Below are 25,397 nucleotides of genomic sequence, written 5' to 3'. Positions count from 1 at the left end.
CCCCAGTTTCGGATTCGGAAACAAGGGCGCAGCTTGGACAAGAATTCATGAGGGAGTGCCCGATTTGACGGCCGAGACTTTCATCCTGCACCCACAATTGACCAAAGATACGATGGTCATCGGCGACTGGGCGCTGTGCCGCCTGCTGCGCATGAACGACCGCACCTATCCTTGGCTCATCCTGGTCCCGAAACGTGCCGGCATTCGCGAGATCATTGATCTTGCGGAAGATGACCAGCAGCAGTTGATGAGGGAGATCGCTAAGGCGAGCCACGCCCTGCGCCAGATCCATACACCTGACAAAATCAACGTAGCTGCCCTTGGCAATGTGGTGCCGCAGCTGCATGTCCATGTCATCGCCCGCTTCACCAGCGACCCTGCCTGGCCGCGGCCGATCTGGGGAGTGCATCCTACAGAGCCCTTTGCTGACGCTGATGCCAAGGCAGAGGTGACCCTTTGGCATAGTGTGTTGCGGCTCGCTCAGTAGGCCAGGCGGCTGCTATGCAGATCGTGGCCCATCAATATTGAAATGAGGTGGGCGGCCATCACAAAACAGATGGCGATGGCAATGAACTGCAAGGCCAGCCAAGGCACGCCGTGAATGCGCCGTTCATAAGGCTGGCGCATCTGCAGGTTGGCAAGCACCGTCACTGCCAGCGCAACGGCAAAAACAGAGAGGCTGACAAACAAGCCCGGGCCGCCGATCACGCTCAAAGCTCCCGGATGATACGGCGCAGGACCGTCGCAGCCGCCGGTGCCACCGCCGTGACAAAGCGCGGAAAATCGAGATGGCTATCAGCGCCGGCAAGATCGCTGAGACAGCGCACCACGACCACCGGCAATCCCAACAAGGCCCCCACTTGCGCCACCGCGGCGCCCTCCATCTCGACGGCATGCGCCGCAAATTCGGCATGCAGGCGCCGCCGCACCAGCTCGCTGTTGATGAACTGATCACCGCTCAGGATGCGCCCCATCAGCACGCGGCGCCGGCGATCGCTGTGGGATGCGGATGGCAGCAGGTCCGCCGGCAGATCGGGAAGTGCAATCTCGGCCGCTGCCAACGTAAGGCGGCGAGCAAGATCAGGTTCCATATCGAAAGAGAAATCGCGCCGGTGTTCGCCCAGCGGCGGAACACCTGGCCGGTAGGATGTCAGGGCACTGTCCTGCAAGTGCCCGTAATCATGTTGCACGAGGGAATGCGCGATGACGGTATCGCCTATGTGCAGGTCCGGATCGAGCCCACCGGCCACCCCGCTCACCACCAGGCCACGGCAGGCAAATTCCCGCGCCAGCAAGGCTGCGATCACTGCCGAGGCAACCTTCCCCACCCCGCTTTCAGCGACGACCACATCATGTCCATCCAATTGACCCAGAGTAATGGTCCGGCCCAGCAGTTCCCGCGTTTCGACGAACGTCATGAGCTCCCTGAGTGCGGCTTTTTCTTCCGCCATCGCGCAAATCACGGCAAGAGGAGCGTTCGCGTTCGACATGATCTCGGTCTGTTGAATGGTACAGTTGCAGAGGAATCGTAATCATGACCGGTGACGGCGTCTATACCGGTGATCCGCACCGGCATCCGAACCGTATCAATATATCGTTCTAAATAGGTTTTGGAATGCCCGTCTCCGCCCCGATCTTGCTTTGGTTGCGCCGCGATCTGCGGCTTTCCGACAATCCGGCCCTAGCTGCAGCCGCGGCAACGGGAAATCCGCTCATTCCCGTATTCGTCGACGAGGAAGAAGTCAGATATCCGAGGCGCAATGGCGTTTGTCGCCGAAAAATCGGCGGCGCGTCGAGCTGGTGGCGCGGCCGAAGCTTAATCGCCCTCGCGGCTGCGTTCGAGAGGTGTGGATCGAAACTCGTCCTGCGGCACGGCAGTGCCCTCGATCAACTCCTGGCGCTGGTCGAGGAAACTGGCGCCAGGCAGATACACTTCAACCGCAGGTTCGAACCACACGACCTCGCCCAAGATGCCGCCATCGTAAACGAACTCGGCAGCCGCGGCATTGAGGTGCTGGAGCATGAAGGCAACCATCTCCACGAGCCCTGGGCTCTTAAGACCCTCACCGGTGATCCGTTCCGGGTCTTCACGCCTTTCTGGCGGCGTCTCGTCAAGAGCTACCGGCCCCCGGCGAAATATGCTGCGCCCAAGAGCCTGGCTACGCCCAGCGTCTGGCCGAACTCCGCCCGTCTCGCCGATTTCCAGGTGACGGCACCGTGGGCTACCCGAATGAACGACCATTGGGAGCCAGGTGAAGCCGGCGCCTTTGCTCTGATGGAGGCGCTGAGGGGCAAGCTCACAGATTACGGTAGCCACCGCGACCGGCCCGACATCGCCGGCACATCCCGCCTAAGTCCTCATCTCGCCTGGGGCGAGATTAGTGTTCATGACATCTGGCGGCGCCTGGCCGACGACGGCAATCCAGTCGAGAACGGCTTTTTGCGCGAACTCGGCTGGCGCGACTTCAATACGCATCTGCTTTATCACTTTCCAAAGCTGCCGGCGGAGAACTGGAGCCCGCTGTTTAACAGCTTTCCATTCGAAAGGTCGGCGCACCATCTGGCTGCGTGGCAGAAAGGCTTAACCGGGTATCCGATCGTTGATGCCGGCATGCGCGAATTGTGGGCCACCGGCTGGATGCACAACCGCGTCCGCATGATCGCTGCCTCGTTCCTCATCAAGGACCTGTTGACCGATTGGCGTGAGGGCCAAGCTTGGTTCTGGGATACGCTGGTCGATGCCGACCTCGCCCAGAATGCCGGCAACTGGCAATGGGTTGCCGGTTCCGGGGCCGATGCAGCTCCCTATTTCCGCATCTTCAACCCGACCACGCAAGGCATCAAATTCGATCCCAATGGCAGCTATGTTCGCCGCTGGGTTCCGGAACTACGCCAACTGCCGACAAAATTCATTCATGAACCTGCGGTAGCACCACATGCCGATCTCGCGGCTGCCGGTATTGCACTTGGCCGCGATTATCCTGCTCCGATTGTCGATCACGCTGAGGCCCGCCTCCGTGCGCTGGCTCTCTACCGGGGGCTTGAAAAGCAACAAGACTAAAGAGGTGCCGGCGTCGAGACCGAAAGCCAAGCAACGCACGTTGTTCTAGAGACAAAAAAAGCCCGCGACCATGCAGTCGCGGGCTTTTCGAGGAAACACACAATCCGCTTATTCGGCGGCGGAAGCCACCTGGTTCAAGCCATGGCGCAGGCGCAGGGCGGTCTCACGGTGATCGTTGGTCGGCTGATAGAACACCGAGAATTCCTTCAAGGCCTCGGCATAACCCTCAATGCGCTTCTCTGCCGGCGGCTCGATCGTGTCGATGCCGACGCGCAGCATGAACAGATACTGATCGCGCAGCACTTGACCAATGGCGCGGATTTCCCCGCGATAACCAAGGCGATCGCGCAGCACCCGCGCATAGGAAAAGGCGCGACCATCCGTGAATTTCGGAAACTCGAGTGCCACCAGTGAAATCCGGTCGAGATCGTCGGCCAGCAGCAACGGCGACTGGTCGCCTTTCAGCGAGACGCCGATGGCGCTGTTGCGTTGACGCAGGGCATCGCGCTCGGCTTGCCAGCGCTCGAACGAGACGATGACCTTGGCACCGTCCGGCAGCGTGGCGTCATCCGCCACCCGCACCCATTCATTCGGCTGCGGGACGCCGTTCTTTAGAACTACCATAGACCTTCTCCTTGAAGGGTTCGATGCCGACGCGACGGTAGGTGTCGATGAAACGTTCGCTGGGTTCGCTGCGCAGATCGATATAGGTGTCGATCACCGTCTCGATAGCGTCGGTGATCTGGTCATACGAGAAAGCCGGACCTAGGATCTTGCCGATCGAGATGTCCTCGGCAGATGAGCCGCCCAAGGTCACCTGATAGAATTCCTCGCCCTTCTTATCGACGCCCAGGATGCCGATATGGCCGACATGGTGGTGGCCGCAGGCATTGATGCAGCCCGAGATATTGAGGCGCAGTTCACCGATATCGCTGAGGCGCTTCGGATCGCTGAAACGGCGCGACAGGCGCTGCGCCACCGGGATCGAACGCGCGTTGGCGAGGTTGCAATAATCAAGCCCCGGGCAGGCGATGATATCGCTCACGAAGCCGATATTGGGCTCCGCCAGATTAACCGCCTTGAGCTTCGTCCAAAGATCGAAAAGGTCCTGCTTGCGCACATTGGGCAGCACCAAATTCTGGCGATGCGTGACGCGGATCTCGCCAAAACTATAGGCGTCAGAGAGATCGGCCATCAGATCCATCTGATCGGCTGTCATGTCGCCTGGCGCCGCCCCAACCGGCTTCAGAGAGACCGAGACTGCGATATAGCCGTCGACCTTGTGCACATCCGTGTTCGCGCGCACCCAGCGGCCGAAATCGGCATCGGCCTTCTTCTTCGCCTCAAATTCGGGAATATAGGCCGGCAGCTTTTCGTAAGCCGGCGGCGCGAAATAGGTTCGGATGCGCGCCACTTCGACGTCCGGTAGCTTGAGGACCGTGTCCTTGATGCGCAGCCATTCTTCTTCGACCTGACGCCCGAACTCTTCGGCACCCAGCGACTGGACCAGAATCTTGATACGCGCCTTGTAGATGTTGTCGCGGCGGCCATGCATGTTGTAGACGCGCAACGTCGCATCGAGATAGGAGAGCAGATCTTCCTTGGCGACAAAGGCCTTCACCAGCGGACCGATGATCGGCGTGCGGCCCTGGCCACCGCCGGTATAGAAGGCAAAGCCCATCTCGCCGGCATCGTTGCGCACGATCTTCAGGCCGATGTCATGGGTGCGCATCGCGGCCCGATCGGTATCGGTGCCGATCACGGCAATCTTGAACTTGCGCGGCAGATAGCTGAATTCCGGATGCAGGGTCGACCATTGGCGGATGATTTCGCCCCAAACGCGCGGATCGTCGACTTCATCGGGTATTACGCCAGCCAAATGATCCGCCGTCACATTGCGGATGCAGTTGCCGCTGGTCTGGATGGCATGCATCTCGACCTCGGCGAGATGCGCCAGCAGATCCGGCACATCATCGAGACGCGGCCAGTTATACTGGATGTTCTGCCGGGTCGTGAAATGGCCATAACCCTTGTCGTAGCGGCGCGCGATGAAGGCGAGCTTGCGCATCTGCGTTGACGACAATTCGCCATAGGGAATGGCCACGCGCAGCATGTAGGCATGGAGCTGCAGATAGAGGCCGTTCTTCAGGCGCAGTGGACGGAACTCTTCCTCGGTCAGCTCGCCGGCCAAGCGCCGCGCGACCTGGCCGCGGAACTGCTCGGTCCGCTCACGGACGAAGGTGGCATCAAACTGGTCGTAGCGATACATCGCCGTTACTCTCTTTAATCTGCGATCCGAGCCGTCCAGGACCCGTGATCGATATCGAAGGTCGCATTGTGCGCAGCGCGGATACGTTCGCGCGCACTGGTCGGTTTCGGCCCGTCATTGTCCACTTCGACCTCAATGAGATAGGGACCAACGACCACGCGCTGCTTCACGAATTCCTGCACCTCGGCCAACGCTGCATCAGCTGAAGGTTGGTCGGCATAGACGGTGCCTTCGGCAAAGGAATCGGACCAACCCTTGCCGGCAACCCAATAGATGGATTCACCGCCGAGCAGCCACTGCGCCGTTACCATCTGATTGAGTGGACGATCGTTAGCCATCACATCACCTCGAATTCGCCGCCAGCGCGGGCAGAACATGGTTTGAGCGCGCCTTCAGAAGAACAATCCGCTGGCCGGCGGCGCGCGCGCGCGCCATCATTTGCTCGCCATTGGCATCCCATACCTGCCGGCGCGCATCGCGGCGCGCCATGTCGACGATGGCAGGGGCTATGCGGGTATCGAACAGAACCAGGTCCGCCTGCTGCAAGGCGCGCAGATCGCCAAGTGTCATCAGATCAGGATCATTCATATCGACGGTCAATTCAGTGACGATTCCAGCATTCGGCGCCAGGGCGTCCTTGCCGTTGATGGCGCGGATCACTTCGCGCGCGGCTTGGCGTTCCTGCCCGGCCAGCAAAGCTGCAGCAATGGGGCCGTCGAAGAAACCGGCCCAGAAGCGGCGGCGGCTGTCGTGATCGGCGATGCGCGCGTGAACGGCACCCCGGAAGCGTCGTGCAAAACTAACAAGCCGCTCGATGCCGTGGGGAATGGCGACCTCGACCGCAGCACGAATCCTCTGCGCGAGAACCGGCGAGCCGCCGTTGGTCGAAATCGCCACGACGATCTCGTCGCGATCGACAATCGCCGGCATGATGAGATCGGAAAGCTCCGGACGGTCGACCACATTGACCAGGATTCCGGCGCGGCGCGCAGCCGCTGATACGGCAAGATCCAGCGTATCGTCCTCAGTCGCGCTGAACACCAGATTGTGGCCGACGATATCGGTGGCAACGAAGTCCCTTGATTGCCAGTCCAACTGACCATCGGCGATCAGCACAGCGATCTCCGGTACGACCGCAGGCGAAACCAGTGTCACAGCGGCATGGGCCGACAGCAACAGGCGCAATTTCGCCGCGGCCATCTCACCGCCGCCGACCAGCAAGACGGGTCGCTTCTCAAGCCGCACAAAGAGCGGAAACGCACGCATCTTGGGCCTATTCACACAAGTGAAGTGGGATATATCCAGACTTCTTCTGGATTGTTATTGCCTGATATATACCGCTGTCCGACACCGTCAACGCAATTCTACACTGTAAAATTATTATTCACACTAGTGTGAGATATTTTAACACCGCGACCACCTGAACCCAAGCCGCTATAATAGTATCTGACTCGACCGAATGGACGTTGCGAAGATGGACAGATCAGCCAGCCGTGCCACGGCGCCCCACGACCATGCGCATTGCCAAAGCGAAGCCCTCTCGCGCGCGGAAACCCTGTGCGATGAGCGCGGCGCGCGCCTGACCCCGCTGCGGCGGAAGGTGTTGGAGCTGATCTGGAACAGCCATCAGCCGATCGGCGCCTATGCCATTCTCGATCATCTGCGCGAGGGCGACCGGGGTGCGGCACCCCCCACCGTCTATCGCGCCCTGGATTTCCTGATGGAACAAGGGCTTATCCATAAATTGGAAAGCCTCAACGCGTTCATCGGCTGCGATCATCCGGAAAACCGGCATGTGAGCCAATTCCTGATCTGCACCAAATGCCATGGCGCCGTAGAACTCCAGGACCAGGGGATCTCGTCCGCCGTCAAGAAGAGTGCCGCCACGGCCGGTTTCACCGTCAGCCGCCTCACCATCGAATTGCAGGGCCTGTGCCCCAATTGCAGCAAGGCCGCCTAAGCGTTGCGGCACTGCTCGATGTAAAGGTCGAAATGGCTGAGGTCGGGTACTGCCATGCCTGCGATCTTGCCCTCATCGTCCCAGCGCCGCAGCTGAATGCCGTCGCGATAATAGGCTTCTCGCTCGAAGGCTGCGATCTCAGCCTCGTTCATCAGCCAGCCTTGCAGCTTCAGCGATAGCACCGAGGCTTCGGAAAGCAGCTCGAAATAGCCCTTCTCCTTCGTGGCGAGATAGCGCTTGGCCGGCACATGGAGGCGGACGGGTTCTGAAACCTCCGGCCCGAAATGCTGGGAGAGCCAGGCAGAGCCCAGGCTCTCATGCTGCGTATCGACCCCGTGATCTGCGATGTCGTCCGGGAGGTCATGCAGCATGTGGCCGATATCGTGCAGCAAGGTCGCAACCACCATCGCCGGTGTTGCCGCGTCGCGCTCGGCGCACAGGCCACATTGCAGGGCATGGTCGAGCTGGCTGACGCCTTCGCCATAACTGTCCTGGCCCCGCTTGTCGAACGCCGCGCGAATGGCCCGCATCGTGTTCATGCGGCAACTTCCTTTTGCTCGGCGAGACGCCGGCGCAGCACCCGTGCCCGGCTGTCCATACCGTCCTTGTCGACATAACATCCCTGCAAATGACGGCGGCCGCGTGACGGATCGAAGGCGGTCCGGCCATGCAGCGCGCGATCATTCTGCATCACCACGCAATCTCCGGGCTCCAGGCGGAAGATGAGTTCACCCTCCGGCCTGTGCAAAATGTCGGCAAGCTTGCGATAGGCCGCAAACCAGGGCTCGACCATCTCCGACGGTGCATCCAGCCAATCCAGCGAACGGTTGTTGAAGTGAACGCCGACAATGGCGCCATCCTCATCGACCGAGATCAAGGTCTGCCTGGCATTGAGTTCGGCATCTTCGGCACGGAAGCGAAAATTGACCGGGATCCTGGTCAGCAGATCGAAGGCAGCCGGATCTTCACGGCGCAGGATGGTCGCTGCGTTAAAGCCGTCGACCAGCAACGTGTCGCCGCCCGGCGCATCCGATTCCAGACAATGCAGCAGCTGCACGCCCGGCGTCGGATCGCGATAGGGATTGTCGGAATGAACACCAAGGCCTATGGGCGTGAAGGCTAGGTTGTTGGGGTTGGGCACCGACATCACATCGAACAGCGCGCCGTAATTGGTGACGCGCACGAAGCCCAGATGATTGCCGATGGCGAGCACGGTTTCCGGCACAGTCGGCGCATGGCGGATGAGACCGAACCCATGGGCGTGATAGGCATCGAGAAACGCCAGTTCAGCAGCAGGGTTGGTCACCATCTGCCGCCAATCGCCGACCGGCTTGGCGTTACCGATGCTCTTGTTCCACAGAGTCGGCTTCTTCTTGCGCGCCTTGCGGGCCGCGGCCGAGAGATCGTGCTCGACGAGCCAAGCCTCCGAGAAGCTCGTCACGTGATTGTCCGGCGCCCAAACGATCTTGATGCCGCCGTCACTCTGACGGGTGGCCTCCTCGATCTTCAGGGTAGCCGGCAGATCGGTGATTTCGTAAAGCCGCTGCCCGTTGCCGGGATGCCGGCAGACGGCGCAACGGCAATTGTCGCGCAGCCAGATCGCGGGAAAGGTGACCGTTTCGCCGCCTTGCCAGGTGACGGTCAGCGCCGCACCGGTATTCGCCAGATTCGCGATCATATCCGCCCCGCTCATGCCAAGTTCTCGCAACATGATGATCAAGATTGCCGCATCAGACAAATGAGCCTAACTTGGTCCATCATTAAGTACCACTAATAGATAATCCTATCCGTACATGCGCCCTGCCCCACCCCCTTTCCCCTGGTTGCGCGCCTTTGAGGCCACTGCCCGCCATCTCAGCATGACGCGGGCGGCGGCCGAGCTCAATATCAGCGCCTCGGCCGTGAGCCAGCAGATCACGTCGCTCGAAGCCTATCTCGGCCGCGCCTTGTTCAAGCGCGCCAACCGGCGGCTGACATTGACCGCCAGTGGTGCGCTGATGGCGCCGAAACTGACCAACGCCCTTACCCTGCTGCATGAGGCTATTGACGATTCCCTCCCATCGCGCCGCGGCCAGACGTTGAATGTGAAGGTGACGACCTCCTTCGGCAGTCAGTGGCTGATGAACCGGCTGGATGGCTTCCGCGCGCATCACCCGACTCTCACTGTGCAGGTGTCGGCAACGGCGGAACCTATTGAAAGCGACCGCTCGACCGCCGAAATCGAAATTCGCTACGGCAGCGGCGATTGGCCATATCTCGACGCCACCCTGCTGGTCGCGGAGCGGATCTTTCCGGTCTGCCACCCGGACCTCCTCAAACGCAAGCCGGCCCTCAAGACGCCCAAGGATTTGGCGCGACACGATCTCATCGACGTGCCGGGCTATGCCCAGGGCTGGTCCGACTGGCTGACGGCGGCCGGCATTGCTTTCGACTGGATGCAGCATCGGATTGCCGTCGATCAGTCGGTGATGGCGATTCAATTGGCATTGGAGGGTCGCGGCGTGGCGCTCGGCCGTTCACCCCTCATAGAACGTGAGCTGGCGGATGGCAGGCTGGTGGCACCGTTCCCGCAGCAAGTCACCACAGGGGCCGGCTACTGGGTGGTGCACCGCAAGCGCAATGCCGAGGCGCGCAAGGTACTGGCCTTCAAGACGTGGTTGCTATCGCAAATCACGCCCCAGCTTGCCAAGCCTGCCAGGGCCCAGATTACCAAGGCAGGGAGTAAGTCTTCACGTTCGTGAAGCACTTCATCGCCTCGATGACGCCTTCCTTGTAGCCAAGGCCAGAATCCTTGATCCCGCCGAAGGGCGACATTTCGATGCGGTAGCCCGGCACTTCACGCACATTGACCGTGCCGACTTCAAGCTCCTTCACGAAGCGCGTGACATAATCGAGACGGTTGGTGCAGACACCCGATGAGAGGCCATAGGCGGTCGAATTGGAGACGCGAATGGCATCGTCGATATTCTTCACGCGAATGACCGGCGAGACCGGACCGAACGTTTCGATACGGACCAGGTCGCAATCATAGGGCACATGATCGACGACGGTCGGCGAATAGAGCGCGCCTTTGCGGATGTTGCCGTAGAGCAGCTTCGCCCCATGCATCACCGCATCGTTGACCTTTTCTTCGCAATATTTGGCAGAAGCCTCATCGATGACGGTGCCCATATCCGTCTCCGGATCCATGGGATCGCCATATTTGATCTTCTTTGTCTTCTCCAGCAGCAATTCAACAAAACGATCAGCGACGCTTTCTATCACGATCATGCGCTTCACGGCCGTGCAGCGTTGGCCGGAATTCTTATAGGAACCGGCAACCGCCAGGGTCGCCGCTTCTTCGAGATCGGCATCCTCCATGACGATCAGCGGATCATTGCCACCCAGTTCCAGCACCGCACGACGATATCCCATGGTCTTCGAGATATACTTGCCGACCGAAACGCCGCCGGTAAAGGTGATGAGATCGACGTTGGGATCGACCAGCAGCGCATCCGCAATCTCGCGCGGATCGCCGGTGACAACCTGGAACATTTCCTTCGGCAAGCCGGCGTCGTAAAGCACGTCCGCCAGCACCAAAGCAGTGAGCGGCGTCTTTTCCGAGGGTTTCAACACCATGCGGTTGTTGGTGGCAATCGACGGCGCCACCTTGTGTGCCACCTGGTTGAGTGGGTGATTGAATGGCGTGATCGCCGAAATGGCACCCAGCAACGGGTCACGCTGGGTATAGATGCGGCGCTTCTTGCCATGGGGCGTGATATCGCAAGAGAAGATCTCGCCATCGTCTTTCAGCACCAGGCTGGACGCCAGATGGAACACATCATAGGCGCGGCCGACTTCGTAGAGCGTGTCCTTGATGCAGAGGCCGGATTCCGCCGTGATCAGCTCGGCAATTTCCTGCCGGCGGCTGACCAGGATGTCGGCCGTCTTGCGCAGGATCTGGCTGCGTTCTGCACGGCTTAAGCTCGCTTTGTAGTTCTTTGCCGTCTTGAACGCGGCTGCGATATCGTCAAGGCTCGCCTTCGGGCAAGTGCCGATGACATCGTTGGTATAGGGATTGAAGATCTCAAAATGACGATCGCCCGAGGTCGAGCTAGCGACCATCCGCATCTTCTCTTTGCGCAGGATACCCATGATCCGTTTCCTCAGATGGCTTTCTTCTGCGGCTGAACCGCGGAGATGGCATAGTTGCAGGCGAGGTCAAAGGCGCTGAAATTGCGCAGGCGATAGCCGGCCGGCAGCGCTTTGAGCTTGCGGTTGACGATGACCGGCACCTGCTGCTCGGTGAGGCCGCCATGCGAGCGGAGCGGCACCGTGAGACCGGACAGATCATGCTTCGTAACCGCCGTGCCCAAGGCGAAGTTCTTGGCTGACACGGCAATGACGTCGCCGACCCGGTCTTCCGGCAATTCGAAGCGGCGGCAGCCGTCGGCCCGGTCCACCACCAGTTCCATGCCCGGCAGTTTGGCGAGACGCGCGATGATGCCCTTTTGATCGACAGTGTCCGGCAAATAGATCGTCGCGAACGAACCCAGGGCGCCGTGATGCACCACATAGGGGTCGGTGATCGGCAGGATCACGCGGGCAACACCGGCACCCAGCCACTCATCCAGCGTATCCTGCAGATAGATCACCTGCGGCTGCCCGTCGGCACCGTGCTTATCGTTCATGCCATGGTCTGCGGTGAAGACGATGGTGGCGCCCATGGCTTCGATTTGGCCGAGATAGCTGTCCATCATCCGGTAGAATTCATTGGCGACCGGTGTGCCTGGAGCATGCTTGTGCTGGATGTAATCGGTGGTGGAGAGATACATGATATCCGGCTGCTCGCTCTGCATCAGCTTGACGCCGGCGGCAAAGACGAACTCCGACAGGTCCGCGCTATAGACCGACGGCAAAGGCAGGCCAACAAAGGTCAGGGCATTGTCGATGCCATGATCGGCTTTTGTGGTCTCATTGGCCTTTTCGGCTGAGAAACAAATGCCCTTCAGGCCCTTACCCAGCAGCAGCCGCAGTTTGTCCTTGGCGGTGATCACCGCGACCTTGGCGCCCTCACGTGCAAAGGCCGCGAGGATCGTGTCGGCGCGCAGGAATTTTGGATCGTTCATCATCACCTCTTTCCCGCTCTCACGGTCGAAGAGGTAGTTGCCGCAGATACCATGAACAGATGGCGGCGCACCGGTGACGATCGACAGATTGTTGGGATTGGTGAAGCTCGGCACCACGCAGTCGCCGATGAGGTCGCTGCCCATGGCGATGGCGCTCTTCAACCAGGGCATGACGCCGGCCTTCAAGGCTTCCTTGAGATAGTCTGGCTCGCAGCCATCGACACAAACGACGACGATCGGTTCCTGCGGCCAGGCATAGTTCTTCCCGTTGACGGTGATCGATTTCATAAGTTCAGTCCTTATTCCGCCGCTTTGCGGGCAGGTGCGCCGCTGGCGACATTCATGTCGGCAAGAACGGCGGTCACAGCCGCCAGGAAAGCTTTCATCTCAGTTTCTCCCAGACGGCCGATGCACCCGATGCGGAAGGAGTCTGCCACGGTGAGCTTGCCTGGATAGATCACGAAGTTCCGCTCACGCAGCTTGTCGTAGAAGGTCTGGAAGACGAAATTCGCGTCGGCCGGCATATGGAAGGTGACGATGATCGGCGCCTGCAAATGATCCGGCAGCAGGGTTTCGAACCCCATGCGGCGCATGCCGTCGACGAGGATCTTGCAGTTGTTACGGTAACGACCGCCACGGCCGGCAACGCCACCCTCTGCTTCATGCTCGGCCAACGCCTGGTCGAAAGCGACGATGCAATGGATGGGCGGTGTGAAGCGATACTGCTTGGTCTTCTCGATATTCTGCCATTGATCGAAGAGATCGAGGGTCAGCGCATGAGCATTGCCCTGGGTCTTCTCCAGGGCCGAAATGCGGCTCAAGACGAAGCCCAGGCCCGGCACCCCCTCGATGCATTTGTTGGAGGACGCCGCCAGCGCATCGTACTGCACCTTGCGGCTGTCGAGGTCCAGGGCGCCAAAGGCACTCATCGCATCGACCAGCATGCGCTTGCCGGCGTCGGCCACGATCTGCGCCACTTCAGCGACCGGATTCAAGACACCCGACGTGGTTTCACATTGAACGATGGCGACATGGGTGATGTTGGGGTCGCGGGCGAGCGCCAGTTTTACCAGATTGGGATCGACCGGCAGGTCCTCCGCCCACTCCAAGGTTGCGTGAGAACGCTTCGCAACCGCACAGATTTTCTCCATGCGTTTGCCATAGGCGCCGTTGATAAGGATCAGCAGCTTGTCCTTGGGGCCGATGAAGGTGCCAATCATGGCTTCGACCGCGAACGTCCCGCTGCCCTGCATCGGCACGGTCGTAAAGACGCCCTCACCGCCGATGAGCGCCACCAGGCGCTGGCGCATATGGTCGTTGATGGCGATGAAACCGGCATCACGCGATCCCCAATCATGGAGCATCGACTGCTTGACGGTCATGGAGGTGGTGAGCGGGCCAGGGGTCAGCAGCCAGGGATCTTGGGCCATATCGAACGTTCCTCGAGCAAAGGTGGCGAAAGCATACGCCGATTTGTGTTGCAGCAGGATGGCCCGGGCCCTAGCATAAGTCCAATCGCTATATACGATCCGACCTATAGATGACATCAATAAGTCACTCAGCCCTGCGGGCCTTTCATGCGGTTGCGACCGACGGCAGCTTCACCAAAGCCGCCCGCACCCTCAATGTGACTCAGCCGACCCTCTCCGGGCAGGTCAAAGGCCTGGAAGAACAATTCGGCGTCCGCCTGTTCGACCGCAGGAAGCGCAAGATCGAACTCACCGACATCGGCCGCAATCTCCTCGACATCACCTGGCGCCTCTTCGGGCTGGAGGCGGAAGCGGAACAGGTGCTGACCGCCGCCAAGGGCCTGAAGCGCGGGCATCTGCGGATCGGGGCCGACGCGCCCTACCATTCCATCCCGTTCCTCGCCGCCTTCAACCGGCGCTACCCCAATGTCCGGCTTTCCATGTCGATCGGCAATTCGGCGGGGCTTAAATCGGACCTCATCGACCAGCGTTTCGATGTCATCATTGCGGCCGACATCGGCGGCGACAGCAAGCTGTTCGCCTTCCCTTTTCAGGAAGACTACCTCATCGCCTTCGTCGACCGCGCACATCCCTGGTCCAGGAAACGCAGGATCCGCCTGGAAGAGCTCGCGGGCCACCGTCTGGTCCTGCGCGAGCCAGCCTCGACCACAAGGCGCGCCTTCGATGCGGCTATCCTCAAGGCCGGTATCCAGACCGGCGAGGTGCTGGAGATCGGCAGCCGCGAGGCGATCCGTGAAGGCGTTGCCGCCGGCCTTGGCATCGGCATCGTTGCACGCTCGGAATTCGGCGATGATATGCGGCTGAAAGCGCTGGAATTCGAAGGCCCGCGCATCAAATCGACCGAATTCGTTGCCTGCCTCACCGACCGCCGCACGACACCGCTGGTCAAGGCCTTCCTCGAGGTTGCCAAGGAGACTGCCGGTGATAGCCGTGGCACGCTTTAGTTTCCTGCTCGCCCTGCTGCCTTTCCTGGCACAGCCTGCCGCTGCCCAGGACGCCGCGGAATGGGAACGCAACAGCGACAAGAACGTCGTCTATGCAAATCTGGTGACCGGCAAGAACGAGCTCTTTGGCTTTTTCTGCCGCAAGACCCAGACCGGCTATGTCGGCGGCATTGTCATGCGCATGCCGAGTTTCCGCATCCTCATCCGCGATGACGAGCATTATTCCCTCAATATCGTCATCGACGGCAGTCGCGACAGCGTCACCCTGAAGGCGAAGGATGTCGATCTGTGGTTCGAGGCCACCGACCTCAATCAGCAGATGGCGCTCGGCCGCATCTTCGACAGCGTCAAGGCAAGCCATCAACTGGAAATGGCCATCTCCGCCATCGGCTGGCGCGAACGCTATACCTTCTCGGATGCTGCCACAGCCTTGGATGGGCTGATGGAGCATTGCCTCTAAGTCAGGACGCCGCCATGCGTTCTGATCCCACCCCCTCCCACACTCCCATACATTGACGCTGCCGGGGGCGGCCCCTTAGGCTGCGCCGCCAACCGGGAGTATCCAATCATGAAGTTCCTGCGCGCCAATGCGCCGCATTTTCCGATCACTGCAATCGAGCAACTGGCCCAGCAGCATTTTGGCCTGACGGGCATGCTTGAGCCGCTTTACAGCGAGCGTGACCAGAACACGCGCCTGCGCGAGGCCAATGGCAAAGCCTGGGTCGTAAAGATCGCCAATGCGGCGGAAGATCCGGCCATCATCGATTGCCAGATAGAGACTTTGCTGCATATCGCCAATGTCGATCCCGACCTGCCGGTACCACGGGTGCGCCGCACCACAAGCGGCGCCACTCACGTCCACATCCAGGCAGCAGACGGCACGACGCACCTCTTCCACGTCCTCTCTTTCCTGGAAGGCCAGATCGCCGGCACGGCCACACTGGATGAAGTGCTCTATGGCAAGATCGGTACCATCGTGGCGCGGCTGGGAAAAGCCATGCGCGGCTTCTTTCATCCGGCGGCTGGTGGCCGCGATTTGCTGTGGGACGTGCGCATGGCGCCGCGCCTGCTGCCCCATGTCGATCTGCTCAAAGGCCGGGAACATCCTGAGATCGCCCGTGACATCCTCACTCATTTTGCCGAGAAGGTCCTGCCCCGCCTCCCCCATCTCCGCGCCCAGCTCATTCATGGCGATGTCCACGAACATAATCTGATCCTCACCCATGCGGCACCGCTCGAGATAGCCGGCATTATCGATTTCGGCGATATGATCCACGGGCCGTTGATCATGGATGTCGCGGACACGGTCGCTGACTTTGCCGTCAACCCCGCGAAGGTTCTCGACGTCCTGCATGCCATCGTCGCCGGCTATCACGCCGTAACCCCGCTGGAACCGGCCGAAATCGAGCTTGTCTATGATCTGGTCCTCACCCGGCTGCTGCTGACGCCGCTCACCAACGCGGTGCGCGCCAAGGAAACGCCGGACGAGCCCAATTACATGGCTGAGTATGGCGAGGCTGGCCTCGAGGTCTGCGCGGAAATCCGGCGCATCGGCCGCGACGCCTTCACCGATGCCGTGCGTGCGGCTTGCGGGCTGCCTGCCCGCCGCAACGCGGCCGATAGTGTCGATACCCTCATCGACCGGCGCAAGGCTGCGATGGGATCGCGTCTCTATGTCTTCTACGATCCGCCTCTGCACATGGTGCGCGGCGAAGGTGTGTGGCTGACCGATGCCGGCGGCCGCCGCTATCTCGATTGCTACAACAATGTACCCCATGTCGGGCATTGCCACCCGCATGTGGTCGAGGCCCTCACGCGCCAGATCCGGACGCTCAACACCAATACGCGCTATCTGGGCGAACAGGTACTGGACTATAGTGAAAGGCTGGGCGCCACCCTGCCTGGCAAACTCAAGGTCTGCGCCTTCGTCAATTCTGGCTCCGAAGCCAATGACATCGCCTGGCGCATGGCCAAGGCCTATACCGGCAACCCTGGCGGCCTCACCATGGAATATGCCTATCACGGCATCACGGAGGCGATCGACGCCTTCTCGCCGTCGGGCAGCCTCACCGGCAAGCTCGCGCCGCATATGCGTACACTCGTGGCACCCGACGGCTATCGCGGCGCGCATCGTTACGGCACGCCGGACCTTGGGCTTCGCTATGCGGCCCATGCCGACGAAGCCATTGCCTCGTTGGCCGCTGCGGGCATGAAGCCTGCCGCTTTCATGGTCGATTCCGCCTTCATGACCAATGGCGTGCTGGAGCCGCAGAAAGACTATCTCGCCACCGTCTTTGCCAAGGTGCGCGCTGCCGGTGGTCTGTGCATTGGCGACGAGGTGCAATCCGGTTTCGGCCGCATGGGCAGCTTCATGTGGGGCCACACCCATCATGGCGTCGTGCCGGACATCGTCACCATCGGCAAGCCGGCCGGAAATGGCCATCCGCTCGGTGTCGTCATCACGACGCCTGAAATCATGGAATGCTTCCTCAAGGAAACTTCCTTCTTTTCCACCTTCGGCGGTAACAATGTCTCCTGCGCCGCCGGCCTGGCGGTACTGGATGTCATCGTGGGCGAAGGCCTGATCGCCAATGCCAGCTCAACCGGCGACTATCTGAAGCAAGGCTTCAAGGGGCTGATGGCCAAGCACGACCTTATCGGCGATGTGCGCGGAACCGGCCTGGCACTCGGCGTCGAGCTGGTCACCGACCGCAAGACCCTGGCGCCGGCAACGGCCGAGACCAAGCGCCTCCTCAACTTGATGCGCGACGAAGGCATCCTCATCGGCAGCGAAGGTGTGCTGGGCAACATCCTGAAAATCCGCCCGCCGATCGTGTTCCAACGCGAGCATGCGGATCTGGCGGTGTCTGCATTGGACCGCGCCTTAGGCAATTTGTAGCCGCCGGAAGCACAGGCCCAAGCGGCCAACCCTCGGGATATTGCAACGCAGTCGCAGTCGCAAAGATTGCTGTTCTTTCGTTACGTAAAATTATGGATACACCGTATTGAAGCGTGGGGTTGAGTATCCCAAATCGAATTCTCACCCCGGGCGAGTGCCTGTTGAGCACACGCCCTTCCGTCGGGCCGGATTTTGCCCCCTGAGGTTCCTTCTATCATGAACGAACTAATTCCCTACGTGCCCGGCTGGCTGCTGCCCGCCGGTGGCGCAGTGCTTGCACTCATCTTGATCAGCGTGGCGGGCGTGGTCCGCTATATTCCGAACAACGGCATCGCCATTGTCGAGAAGCTATGGAGCATCAACGGCTCAGTCGAATCCGGCTTGATTGCGCTGAATGGCGAGGCGGGTTATCAGCCGCTGGTCCTGCGCGGTGGTTTCCATTTCTTCCTGCCGTTTCAATACCGTCTGCATCATGTGCAGCTCGTAACGATCCCACAGGGCCAGATTGGATATGTCTTTGCGCGCGATGGACAATCATTGCCTGCGACCCAGACTCTGGCCAGCAACGTCGCCGCCGACAACTTCCAGGACGCTGAACACTTCCTGGCCAATGGCGGCCAGAAAGGGCCGCAGCGCAAGATCTTGCGAGAAGGCACTTATGCCATCAATCTTGCACTGTTCATCATTCTTACACATGACAAGGTCTATGCGCTTGAACTGGAAGCGCGTGAAACTGAACTGTTTGATCGCATGCGTGCGTTGCTCGACGAGCGCATTGGTTTTGAGCCCGTCGTGATCAAGGACGCAAACGACGCGATCGGCGTTGTCACCGTCCATGACGGCCCGGCTTTGCCGGCCGGCCAGATCATCGCGGCAACGGTTGGCGACAATCAGGCGGACCCAGCCACGTTCCACAACAATTTTCAGGACCCGGAACGATTTTTGGCGGCAGGTGGCTGCCGTGGTCGCCAGCTACAAGTCCTGGTCGAAGGCACCTACTACATCAATCGACTCTTTGCCACTGCCGAGCGCATATCCAAGACCGTGATTGAAGTTGGCCATGTCGGCGTCGTCGTTTCTTACACCGGTGACGACGGCCTGGACACGTCCGGCACCGAGTATCGTCACGGCGAACTGGTCGACCGTGGCAAGCGAGGCGTTTGGAGCGAGCCGCTCCTGCCCGGCAAATACGCTTTCAATACTTACGCCGGTAAGGTGTTGACCGTGCCCACGACCAATTTCATCTTGAAATGGGATCATGCCGCGACCGGCTCGCACAAATATGACGAAAATCTCGCAGAGGTTTCGTTGATTACCCGAGATGCATTCGAACCTACGCTGCCACTGTCCGTGGTCGTTCACATCGACTATCGCAAGGCGCCGCTCGTCGTGCAGCGTTTTGGCGACATCAAGAAGCTTGTCGAGCAGACGCTGGATCCCATGGTTTCCGCCTATTTCAAGAACGTGGCGCAGACCAGAACCCTGATCCAATTGCTGCAGGAGCGCGCAGAAATCCAGCAATCATCGGGCGCCGAGATGAAAAGCAAATTTGCGCAATACAATCTCGAACTTCAAGAGGTGCTGATCGGTACGCCGGCCGCCGGTGCGACCGGGGGCGAACAGATTGAGCGAATTCTCATTCAGCTTCGTCAGCGGCAGATCGCCGATGAACAGGTTGGCACATATGAGCGGCAAGCGATCGCAGCGCAGAAGGAGCGTGAATTGCGTGAAGCCGAAGCACGAGCAAAACAGCAAACCGAAATTACGCAAAGCGAACTCTCGATCAAGATCCAGGAGAACCAGGGTAAAGCCAGCCTTGCCCGCTCGCAGCAGGAGGCGGACCAGACTCGTACTCTGGCACAAGCAGAGGCGGACCGAATCAGCCTGTTGGGCGAAGGTGAAGCCAAGCGCGTTGTCGCAATGGCCAGCGCAGAAGCTGAGCGCGTAACACGCGTAGGCTTGGCCGAAGCGGAGGCGATCGCCAAACAGGTCGAAGCATCTGGCGGTGCACGTTATCAGCTCAGCCGTCAGATCGCTGACCGGTTTGCCGAGGCGCTGGAGAAATCGGGCGTCGATATCGTGCCGCGTATCGCCATCAATGGCGGCGAGTCCGGCGCGGGTGGTGGCAACGTCATGCAGGCCTTGCTTTCCGTGCTGCTCGCCGAGAAGGTGGGCGAACCGACCGCTTCGCTGACCGCCGATCATGCGAAGACAAACGGCGGGCGTAACGCCGCCTGATAGTGTCAGCCTGAGAGATCGCCGGATTGATATGCCATCAGATGATTTTTCATCCGATGCAATCGATCCGGCGAGGCGGGCGCGACCGCCAGTCTACTCCCCCCATCCCGTATAGATCCCCAGCCCGCGCTTCTTGATCTGGCCCGCGATGATCACGCGCTGGATTTCCGAGGTGCCTTCCCAGATACGGTCCACGCGGACGTCGCGATAAAGGCGTTCAACCGGATTCTCGCGCATATACCCGCGACCACCTAGAATCTGCAGCGCCTTGTCCACCACGCGCCCCGCCATTTCGGAATTGTAAAGCTTCAACGCCGAAGCCTTGGCATGCATCAACTTCGGGTCCATGCCCTCATTGAGCTCGGCACCAACGCGATAGAGAAAGGATTTGGCCGCCATGATCTCGACCGCCATGTCGGCCAGCATGAATTCGATCGCCTGGAAATCGCGGATCGGCTTGCCGAACTGGATGCGGCCGGCCGCATAATCATTGGCGATCTCGGTGGCGCGGATGGCCGCCCCCAGGCAATGCGCGGCGATTTCGACGCGGGTCTCCGTGAACCATTCCTTGGTCAGATCGAAACCCTGACCCACCTCGCCCAAGCGCCTGTTGTCGTCGACCTCCACATTGTCGAACACCATCTCGTAATGTTCGTAGAGATAGGAATGCATAAATTGCGGAATGCGCTTGATGATGACGCCCAGCTGATCCATGTCGACGATGAACAAGGTCGGCTTTGCCGGATCGCCATCGACATGGGCATGGACGATGACCACGGTCGAGGCATCGGCCGACGTCACGAACCATTTCTCGCCGTTGATCACCCACTTACCACCCCGCCGCACCACACTGGTCTTCACCAGAGATGGATCAGAACCGGCACCCTCTTCGGTGATGGCGAAGCACGACCGGCCTTTGCCAGCATTGAACGGCAGCAGGAAAGTCTCGCGCTGCCAGGCTGTGCCACGTCGCAACGGCGTTGAGGCCTTCCACACCACAGTCCACATACCGCAGCTGGCCTTGCCAATTTCCTCGGCCACCAGGATCTGCTGCATGGGCGTATAGCCCTGCCCGCCATCCGCGACGGCGTGGATATAGCCGTTGAGCTTATGGGCGATCACCTGCTGGCGGATGCCGACCAACGTGTCCTGGCCAAGCTTGCGCTCGTCGCAGGCGATCTCATGGGGGAATAGATGCTGTTCGGCAAACGCCCGCGCGCGCTGTTGGACGGCGCGTTCATCCGCGCTCAATTTGAAATCCATGAATGCCACTCCCCTAGACCGCGTTCCGAAACGCATCATAGAGGGTGGAATTTGGGCGGGCAATCGCAGCTATATACAGCTGCGCCACCTCACTCAGCGCTCGTTTCTTAACGGATATCGAGTGGCGCGAAGCCCTTGATAAGATCGTCCAGCGCCTTCATCTGTTCCAGGAAGGCGGGCAGTTTCGCCAGCGGCAGCGCGCAGGGACCGTCGCATTTGGCGTTGTCGGGATCCGGGTGGGCTTCGATGAAGAGACCGGCGATACCCACCGCCAAGCCGGCACGAGCCAGTTCGGCAACCTGGGCGCGGCGTCCGCCGGACGCCCCAGCCATGGGATCTCGCATCTGCAAGGCGTGGGTCGCATCGAAAATGACCGGCAGGTTGTTGCTGATCGTCTTCATGGTGCGAAAGCCGAGCATGTCGACCACGAGGTTATCGTAGCCGAAGCTGCTGCCCCGCTCGCAGAGCAGGATTTTCTCGTTACCGCATTCCCGGATCTTCTCAACGATGTTCTTCATCTGCGGCGGGCTCAGGAATTGCGGTTTCTTGATGTTGATGATCGCGCCGGTCCGTGCCATGGCGTCGACCAGATCGGTCTGGCGCGCGAGGAAAGCCGGGATCTGCAACACATCGCAAACGGCAGCGACGGGCGCTGCCTGCTCGACAGTATGCACATCGGTCAGAACCGGCACGCCGAAATGTTTCTTGATATCGCCGAGCAGCTTCAGACCGTCATCAAGGCCGGGGCCGCGGAAGGAATGGATCGACGAGCGATTGGCCTTGTCGTAGGAGGCCTTGAAAATGTACGGAATGCCGAGACGCTGCGTTGCCTCGCAGAAAGCCTCAGCCACGCGGAAGGCCGTGTCGCGGTCTTCCAGGACATTCATGCCGCCGATCATCACCATCGGCTTTTCATTGGCGATGTCGATCTTTCCAACGCGGATTGTGGTCATCTTCGCAACAGCCTATTGGATCTTCTGCCACATTGCGGCGGCAACGCTCAGCAAGAGAGTTACGCTCATGCGTGGCCCCTTCAGAGCCAGCAGTTTAGCCATCAATCAAACCAGACGCGACTGCTGGACCGCCGCCTCGATGAATGACACGAACAACGGATGTGGCTCAAAAAGGCGCGATTTCAGTTCCGGATGGAACTGCACACCGACAAACCACGGATGGTCGGGGATCTCCACGATCTCAGGCAGCACGCCATCCGGCGACATGCCGGAGAATTTGAGACCGACCTGCTCCAGCCGTTCTTTGTAGTTGTAGTTCACTTCATAGCGATGGCGATGGCGTTCGCTGATGGTGAGCTTATCGCCATAGATATGCGACACCAGTGAATCCTTGGCCAAATGGCATTCATAGGCGCCAAGGCGCATGGTGCCACCCAGATCGCCGTCCTTGGCGCGCTTTTCCAGCACATTCCCGCGCACCCATTCGGTCATCAGGCCGACCACCGGCTCCTCGGAAGGGCCAAACTCGGTCGAACCGGCCTTGGTGACGCCGGCCAAGTGCCGCGCTGCCTCGATCACCGCCATCTGCATGCCAAAGCAAATGCCGAAATAGGGAATCTTGCGCTCGCGGGCGAAACGAGCTGCCTGGATCTTGCCTTCCGAGCCACGTTCACCGAACCCACCAGGGACCAGGATGCCATGGACCCCTTCCAGATGCTGGACAGCGTCTTCGCGCTCGAAGACCTCGCTGTCGATCCAGTTGAGGTTCACCTTGGCATGGTTGCTGATGCCGCCATGGCGTAGTGCTTCGGCGAGCGATTTGTAGGCATCCAGCAGGGACGTGTACTTGCCAACGATAGCGATGGTCACTTCGCCTTCCGGCTGGCGGATGCGGTTGACCACCGAATCCCAGCGCGAGAGGTCTGGTGCCGGGGCATTGAGGTTGAAGTGGCGCAGTACTTCGTCGTCATAGCCCTCGGCATGATAGGCGCCAGGCACGGCATAGATCGTATCGACATCGAGCGCCTGGATCACGGCTGAGGGCCGAACGTTGCAGAACTGCGCGATCTTGCGGCGGCTTTCGGCCGGCACTTCGCGGTCGCAGCGGCACAGCAGGATATCGGGCTGGATACCGACCGATTGCAGTTCCTTGACCGAATGCTGGGTGGGCTTGGTCTTCAGTTCGCCAGCCGCCGGAATCCAGGGCACCAGCGTCAAATGCACGAACATCGCCCGCTCGCGGCCGACCTCGTTGCCGAACTGGCGGATGGCTTCCAGGAAAGGCAGGCTTTCGATGTCGCCGACCGTGCCGCCGATCTCGCAGAGGATGAAATCCTCGTCGGTGATATCGGCCTTGATCCAATCCTTGATGGCATCCGTCACATGCGGAATGACCTGGATGGTGGCGCCCAGATAGTCTCCGCGGCGCTCCTTGGCGATCACGTCTGAATAGATGCGCCCCGTGGTGACACTGTCCGAGCGGCGGCTGGAGATGCCGGTAAAGCGCTCGTAGTGGCCAAGGTCGAGGTCGGTTTCGGCCCCGTCATCAGTCACATAGACTTCGCCATGCTGATAAGGGCTCATCGTGCCCGGATCAACGTTGATATAGGGGTCGAGCTTACGCAATCGGACCTTGAATCCCCGCGCCTGCAGCAAAGCACCGAGTGCTGCTGACGAAAGACCCTTGCCGAGAGAGGAGACCACGCCGCCGGTGATAAAAATAAATCGCGTCATGGGAGGTCCTTATGGAACGAGTCGGGGCCTTCCGGCAAGCGCTCTATCGCTGCCGGTGCAAGACCCTGAATTGGCATGGTTTATTGGCCGGACGGCGCGGCCGGTTCGACCGGCGCAGCGGGCTGGGCGGGTACTGTCGTGCTGGCGTTGCCCGAATCACCGGTGGCAGGTGCGTCGCCAGCAGGGGCGGCAGGCGCCGTGGTCGCCGCCGGCGCAGCACCGACCAGCGGTTGGCTCGTGGTGCGATGGCTGTCCGAGAATGCCAGGAACAGGCTGGTGCAGAAGAAGCCCAAGGCCAGCCAACGCGTGGTTTTGGTCAGCAGGTTTGCCTGGGCGCGGCCGGACAAAAAGCCCGCCATGCCGCCAGAGGCGCCACCGCCAAGGCCACCCATCCCGCCCTCATTCTTCTGAGTCAGGATGATGCCGATAAGGAAGACCGTAATGATGACGTGAATCGCCAGGACGATCGGGAACAGGGCTCCCAGCATGGACGTGCTCGCAAGTTCTTGAAATGTCGTAATTCGGCGCGGGTTCTAGCGGTTTTCGATCGGAATGACCAGCGCCAAATTAGCCCACACCGACCGCGCTCCGGGCAGCACCCTCGGCAATGGCCCAGAAATCCTCAGCTTTGAGGCTGGCGCCGCCTACCAGGGCACCGTTTACCTCCGGCACCGCCATCAGCTCAGCCGCATTCGACGGCTTCACCGACCCACCATATAGGATGCGCACCCCGGCCCCGCCAGGGACTCGGGCAGCCAGCAGGGCCCGGATGTGCCGATGCATGATCTCGACATCCTGTGCCGTCGGTGTCTTGCCCGTCCCAATCGCCCAGACCGGCTCATAGGCAATCACCAGATTCGCGGCCGACGCCTCTGCGGGAATCGATTCAATGATCTGATTTTCAACGATTTTTTTCTCTTCGCCCGCATTCCGCTGAGCCTCGGTCTCGCCCACACAGATGATGGCGACAAGGCCAGCGGCCAGCGCGGCCTTGGCCTTTGCTGCGACCAGGGCGGAGCTTTCGCCATGATCGGCCCGGCGCTCGGAATGGCCCAGAATCACCTGGCGGCAGCCAAGGTCCGCCAGCATCGCCGCCGACACATCGCCGGTATGGGCGCCGGAGGCCGCAGTGTGGCAATCCTGCGCACCCAGGCCGATTCCCGTTCCGCCCAGGAGGCCCCCGACCGCAGCCAAATAGGGATAAGGCGGGCAGAGCAGCAGATCGACTTTCAGTGCCGCCTGGCGATGCCGGGCATGGATATCCCCCACCAGGCTGGCAGCCATGGCCAGCGTCCCGTTCATTTTCCAATTGCCGGCCACCAGGGGCCGAATAGCTGGGGTCGTCATCTGGTCTTGCGCCCTTCCCGTCTTAAGATAATCGCTGGTGCCGAGGCCGTATAACATGCGCGCCGGGACCCGCCAATGTGGCGGATTCCGGGCCTTGCCCCACCCCGGGGGGCTCCCTATGATGCGCGCCG

General features: G+C 60.5%; 24 protein-coding genes. 8 read left to right on the top strand and 16 right to left on the bottom strand.

Going from position 1 to position 25,397, the window contains the following annotated elements; genetic code table 11:
• The first annotated feature begins 64 nt into the window (after window positions 1–64).
• Window positions 65–487, top strand: coding sequence for an HIT domain-containing protein (locus AC1DWZ_RS23050; RefSeq protein ID WP_477171300.1), 423 nt, complete (start codon window positions 65–67; stop codon window positions 485–487).
• Here the strand turns inward: AC1DWZ_RS23050 and AC1DWZ_RS23045 are convergent.
• Together AC1DWZ_RS23045 and AC1DWZ_RS23040 are read right to left on the bottom strand one after the other, a co-directional pair.
• Entirely contained in the window at window positions 481–714 is a 234-nt protein-coding gene (locus AC1DWZ_RS23045; protein ID WP_477171299.1) for a hypothetical protein, read from the bottom strand. The genes AC1DWZ_RS23050 and AC1DWZ_RS23045 overlap by 7 nt on opposite strands.
• On the bottom strand, window positions 711–1,490 hold the full coding sequence (locus AC1DWZ_RS23040) for a 5'-methylthioadenosine/adenosylhomocysteine nucleosidase (RefSeq protein WP_477171298.1): 780 nt from the start codon (window positions 1,488–1,490) through the stop codon (window positions 711–713). The genes AC1DWZ_RS23045 and AC1DWZ_RS23040 overlap by 4 nt, the downstream gene beginning before the upstream one ends.
• Before the next feature lie 125 nt (window positions 1,491–1,615).
• Here AC1DWZ_RS23040 and AC1DWZ_RS23035 point away from each other — a divergent pair, with 125 nt between their 5' ends.
• Entirely contained in the window at window positions 1,616–3,061 is a 1,446-nt protein-coding gene (locus AC1DWZ_RS23035) for a cryptochrome/photolyase family protein (RefSeq protein ID WP_477171297.1), read from the top strand.
• A 108-nt stretch (window positions 3,062–3,169) separates the two neighbouring features.
• On the opposite strand, the gene AC1DWZ_RS23030 is transcribed toward AC1DWZ_RS23035, so the two are convergent.
• From AC1DWZ_RS23030 to AC1DWZ_RS23015, 4 genes are read right to left on the bottom strand one after another with little or no spacing between them, the layout of a single operon-like run.
• The gene (locus tag AC1DWZ_RS23030) at window positions 3,170–3,685 is read right to left on the bottom strand and encodes a DUF934 domain-containing protein (RefSeq protein ID WP_477171296.1); all 516 of its coding nucleotides are present in this window, start codon (window positions 3,683–3,685) and stop codon (window positions 3,170–3,172) included.
• Window positions 3,648–5,330, bottom strand: a complete 1,683-nt coding sequence (locus AC1DWZ_RS23025; protein WP_477171295.1) for a nitrite/sulfite reductase — start codon at window positions 5,328–5,330, stop codon at window positions 3,648–3,650. The genes AC1DWZ_RS23030 and AC1DWZ_RS23025 overlap by 38 nt, the downstream gene beginning before the upstream one ends.
• 14 nt (window positions 5,331–5,344) lie before the next feature.
• Entirely contained in the window at window positions 5,345–5,668 is a 324-nt protein-coding gene (locus AC1DWZ_RS23020) for a DUF2849 domain-containing protein (RefSeq protein WP_477171294.1), read from the bottom strand.
• A 4-nt stretch (window positions 5,669–5,672) separates the two neighbouring features.
• On the bottom strand, window positions 5,673–6,596 hold the full coding sequence (locus tag AC1DWZ_RS23015) for a precorrin-2 dehydrogenase/sirohydrochlorin ferrochelatase family protein (protein WP_477171293.1): 924 nt from the start codon (window positions 6,594–6,596) through the stop codon (window positions 5,673–5,675).
• Between the two features lie 208 nt (window positions 6,597–6,804).
• Here AC1DWZ_RS23015 and AC1DWZ_RS23010 point away from each other — a divergent pair, with 208 nt between their 5' ends.
• Window positions 6,805–7,290 (top strand): transcriptional repressor, encoded by a 486-nt coding sequence (locus AC1DWZ_RS23010; protein WP_477171292.1) that lies wholly within the window; start codon window positions 6,805–6,807, stop codon window positions 7,288–7,290.
• Here the strand turns inward: AC1DWZ_RS23010 and AC1DWZ_RS23005 are convergent.
• Together AC1DWZ_RS23005 and tmpA are read right to left on the bottom strand one after the other, a co-directional pair.
• A complete protein-coding gene (locus AC1DWZ_RS23005; protein ID WP_477171291.1) occupies window positions 7,287–7,829 on the bottom strand; it encodes an HD domain-containing protein in 543 nt (180 codons plus the stop codon). The two genes, AC1DWZ_RS23010 and AC1DWZ_RS23005, sit on opposite strands and share 4 nt — an antisense overlap.
• Window positions 7,826–8,983 carry a 2-trimethylaminoethylphosphonate dioxygenase gene (tmpA, locus tag AC1DWZ_RS23000; RefSeq protein WP_477171290.1) on the bottom strand — a complete coding sequence of 386 codons (1,158 nt, stop codon included), beginning with the start codon at window positions 8,981–8,983 and terminating at the stop codon, window positions 7,826–7,828. The genes AC1DWZ_RS23005 and tmpA overlap by 4 nt, the downstream gene beginning before the upstream one ends.
• A 100-nt stretch (window positions 8,984–9,083) precedes the next feature.
• Between tmpA and AC1DWZ_RS22995 the strand changes: the two genes are divergently transcribed.
• Window positions 9,084–10,031 carry a LysR substrate-binding domain-containing protein gene (locus tag AC1DWZ_RS22995; RefSeq protein ID WP_477171289.1) on the top strand — a complete coding sequence of 316 codons (948 nt, stop codon included), beginning with the start codon at window positions 9,084–9,086 and terminating at the stop codon, window positions 10,029–10,031.
• Here the strand turns inward: AC1DWZ_RS22995 and phnY are convergent.
• The 3 genes from phnY to AC1DWZ_RS22980 are packed head-to-tail and all read right to left on the bottom strand — an operon-like array spanning window position 9,997 to window position 13,828.
• Entirely contained in the window at window positions 9,997–11,424 is a 1,428-nt protein-coding gene (phnY, locus tag AC1DWZ_RS22990) for a phosphonoacetaldehyde dehydrogenase (RefSeq protein ID WP_477171288.1), read from the bottom strand. The two genes, AC1DWZ_RS22995 and phnY, sit on opposite strands and share 35 nt — an antisense overlap.
• Window positions 11,425–11,435: 11 nt before the next feature.
• A complete protein-coding gene (phnA, locus tag AC1DWZ_RS22985; protein WP_477171287.1) occupies window positions 11,436–12,686 on the bottom strand; it encodes a phosphonoacetate hydrolase in 1,251 nt (416 codons plus the stop codon).
• An 11-nt stretch (window positions 12,687–12,697) separates the two neighbouring features.
• Window positions 12,698–13,828, bottom strand: a complete 1,131-nt coding sequence (locus tag AC1DWZ_RS22980; RefSeq protein ID WP_477171286.1) for a 2-aminoethylphosphonate--pyruvate transaminase — start codon at window positions 13,826–13,828, stop codon at window positions 12,698–12,700.
• 110 nt (window positions 13,829–13,938) lie between these two features.
• On the opposite strand from AC1DWZ_RS22980, the gene AC1DWZ_RS22975 reads away from it, so the two are divergent.
• The 4 genes from AC1DWZ_RS22975 (at window position 13,939) to AC1DWZ_RS22960 (ending at window position 19,969) form a co-directional block, all read left to right on the top strand.
• Entirely contained in the window at window positions 13,939–14,832 is an 894-nt protein-coding gene (locus AC1DWZ_RS22975; RefSeq protein ID WP_477171285.1) for a LysR substrate-binding domain-containing protein, read from the top strand.
• A complete protein-coding gene (locus tag AC1DWZ_RS22970; RefSeq protein WP_477171284.1) occupies window positions 14,819–15,292 on the top strand; it encodes a hypothetical protein in 474 nt (157 codons plus the stop codon). Before AC1DWZ_RS22975 ends, AC1DWZ_RS22970 begins: the two co-directional genes overlap by 14 nt.
• A 108-nt stretch (window positions 15,293–15,400) precedes the next feature.
• A complete protein-coding gene (locus AC1DWZ_RS22965; protein WP_477171283.1) occupies window positions 15,401–17,731 on the top strand; it encodes an aminotransferase class III-fold pyridoxal phosphate-dependent enzyme in 2,331 nt (776 codons plus the stop codon).
• 216 nt (window positions 17,732–17,947) lie between these two features.
• Complete coding sequence (locus tag AC1DWZ_RS22960; RefSeq protein WP_477171282.1) at window positions 17,948–19,969, top strand: SPFH domain-containing protein; 2,022 nt, start codon at window positions 17,948–17,950, stop codon at window positions 19,967–19,969.
• A 93-nt stretch (window positions 19,970–20,062) separates the two neighbouring features.
• Here AC1DWZ_RS22960 and AC1DWZ_RS22955 read toward each other — a convergent pair whose 3' ends face one another.
• The 5 genes from AC1DWZ_RS22955 to tpiA all read right to left on the bottom strand — a co-directional run bounded on the left by AC1DWZ_RS22955 (window position 20,063) and on the right by tpiA (window position 25,266).
• Window positions 20,063–21,232 (bottom strand): acyl-CoA dehydrogenase family protein, encoded by a 1,170-nt coding sequence (locus tag AC1DWZ_RS22955; RefSeq protein ID WP_477171281.1) that lies wholly within the window; start codon window positions 21,230–21,232, stop codon window positions 20,063–20,065.
• A gap of 107 nt (window positions 21,233–21,339) precedes the next feature.
• Window positions 21,340–22,185, bottom strand: coding sequence for a 3-deoxy-8-phosphooctulonate synthase (gene kdsA, locus AC1DWZ_RS22950; protein WP_477171280.1), 846 nt, complete (start codon window positions 22,183–22,185; stop codon window positions 21,340–21,342).
• A gap of 105 nt (window positions 22,186–22,290) precedes the next feature.
• Window positions 22,291–23,919, bottom strand: coding sequence for a CTP synthase (locus tag AC1DWZ_RS22945; RefSeq protein WP_477171279.1), 1,629 nt, complete (start codon window positions 23,917–23,919; stop codon window positions 22,291–22,293).
• Between the two features lie 80 nt (window positions 23,920–23,999).
• Entirely contained in the window at window positions 24,000–24,407 is a 408-nt protein-coding gene (gene secG, locus AC1DWZ_RS22940; protein WP_477171278.1) for a preprotein translocase subunit SecG, read from the bottom strand.
• Window positions 24,408–24,486: 79 nt separating this feature from the next.
• Window positions 24,487–25,266, bottom strand: a complete 780-nt coding sequence (tpiA, locus tag AC1DWZ_RS22935) for a triose-phosphate isomerase (protein ID WP_477171277.1) — start codon at window positions 25,264–25,266, stop codon at window positions 24,487–24,489.
• Between the last annotated feature and the right edge of the window lie 131 nt (window positions 25,267–25,397).

The organism is Dongia sp. P2_B8, assembly GCF_056404715.1.
This window is presented reverse-complemented; position numbering and strand designations above follow the sequence as displayed.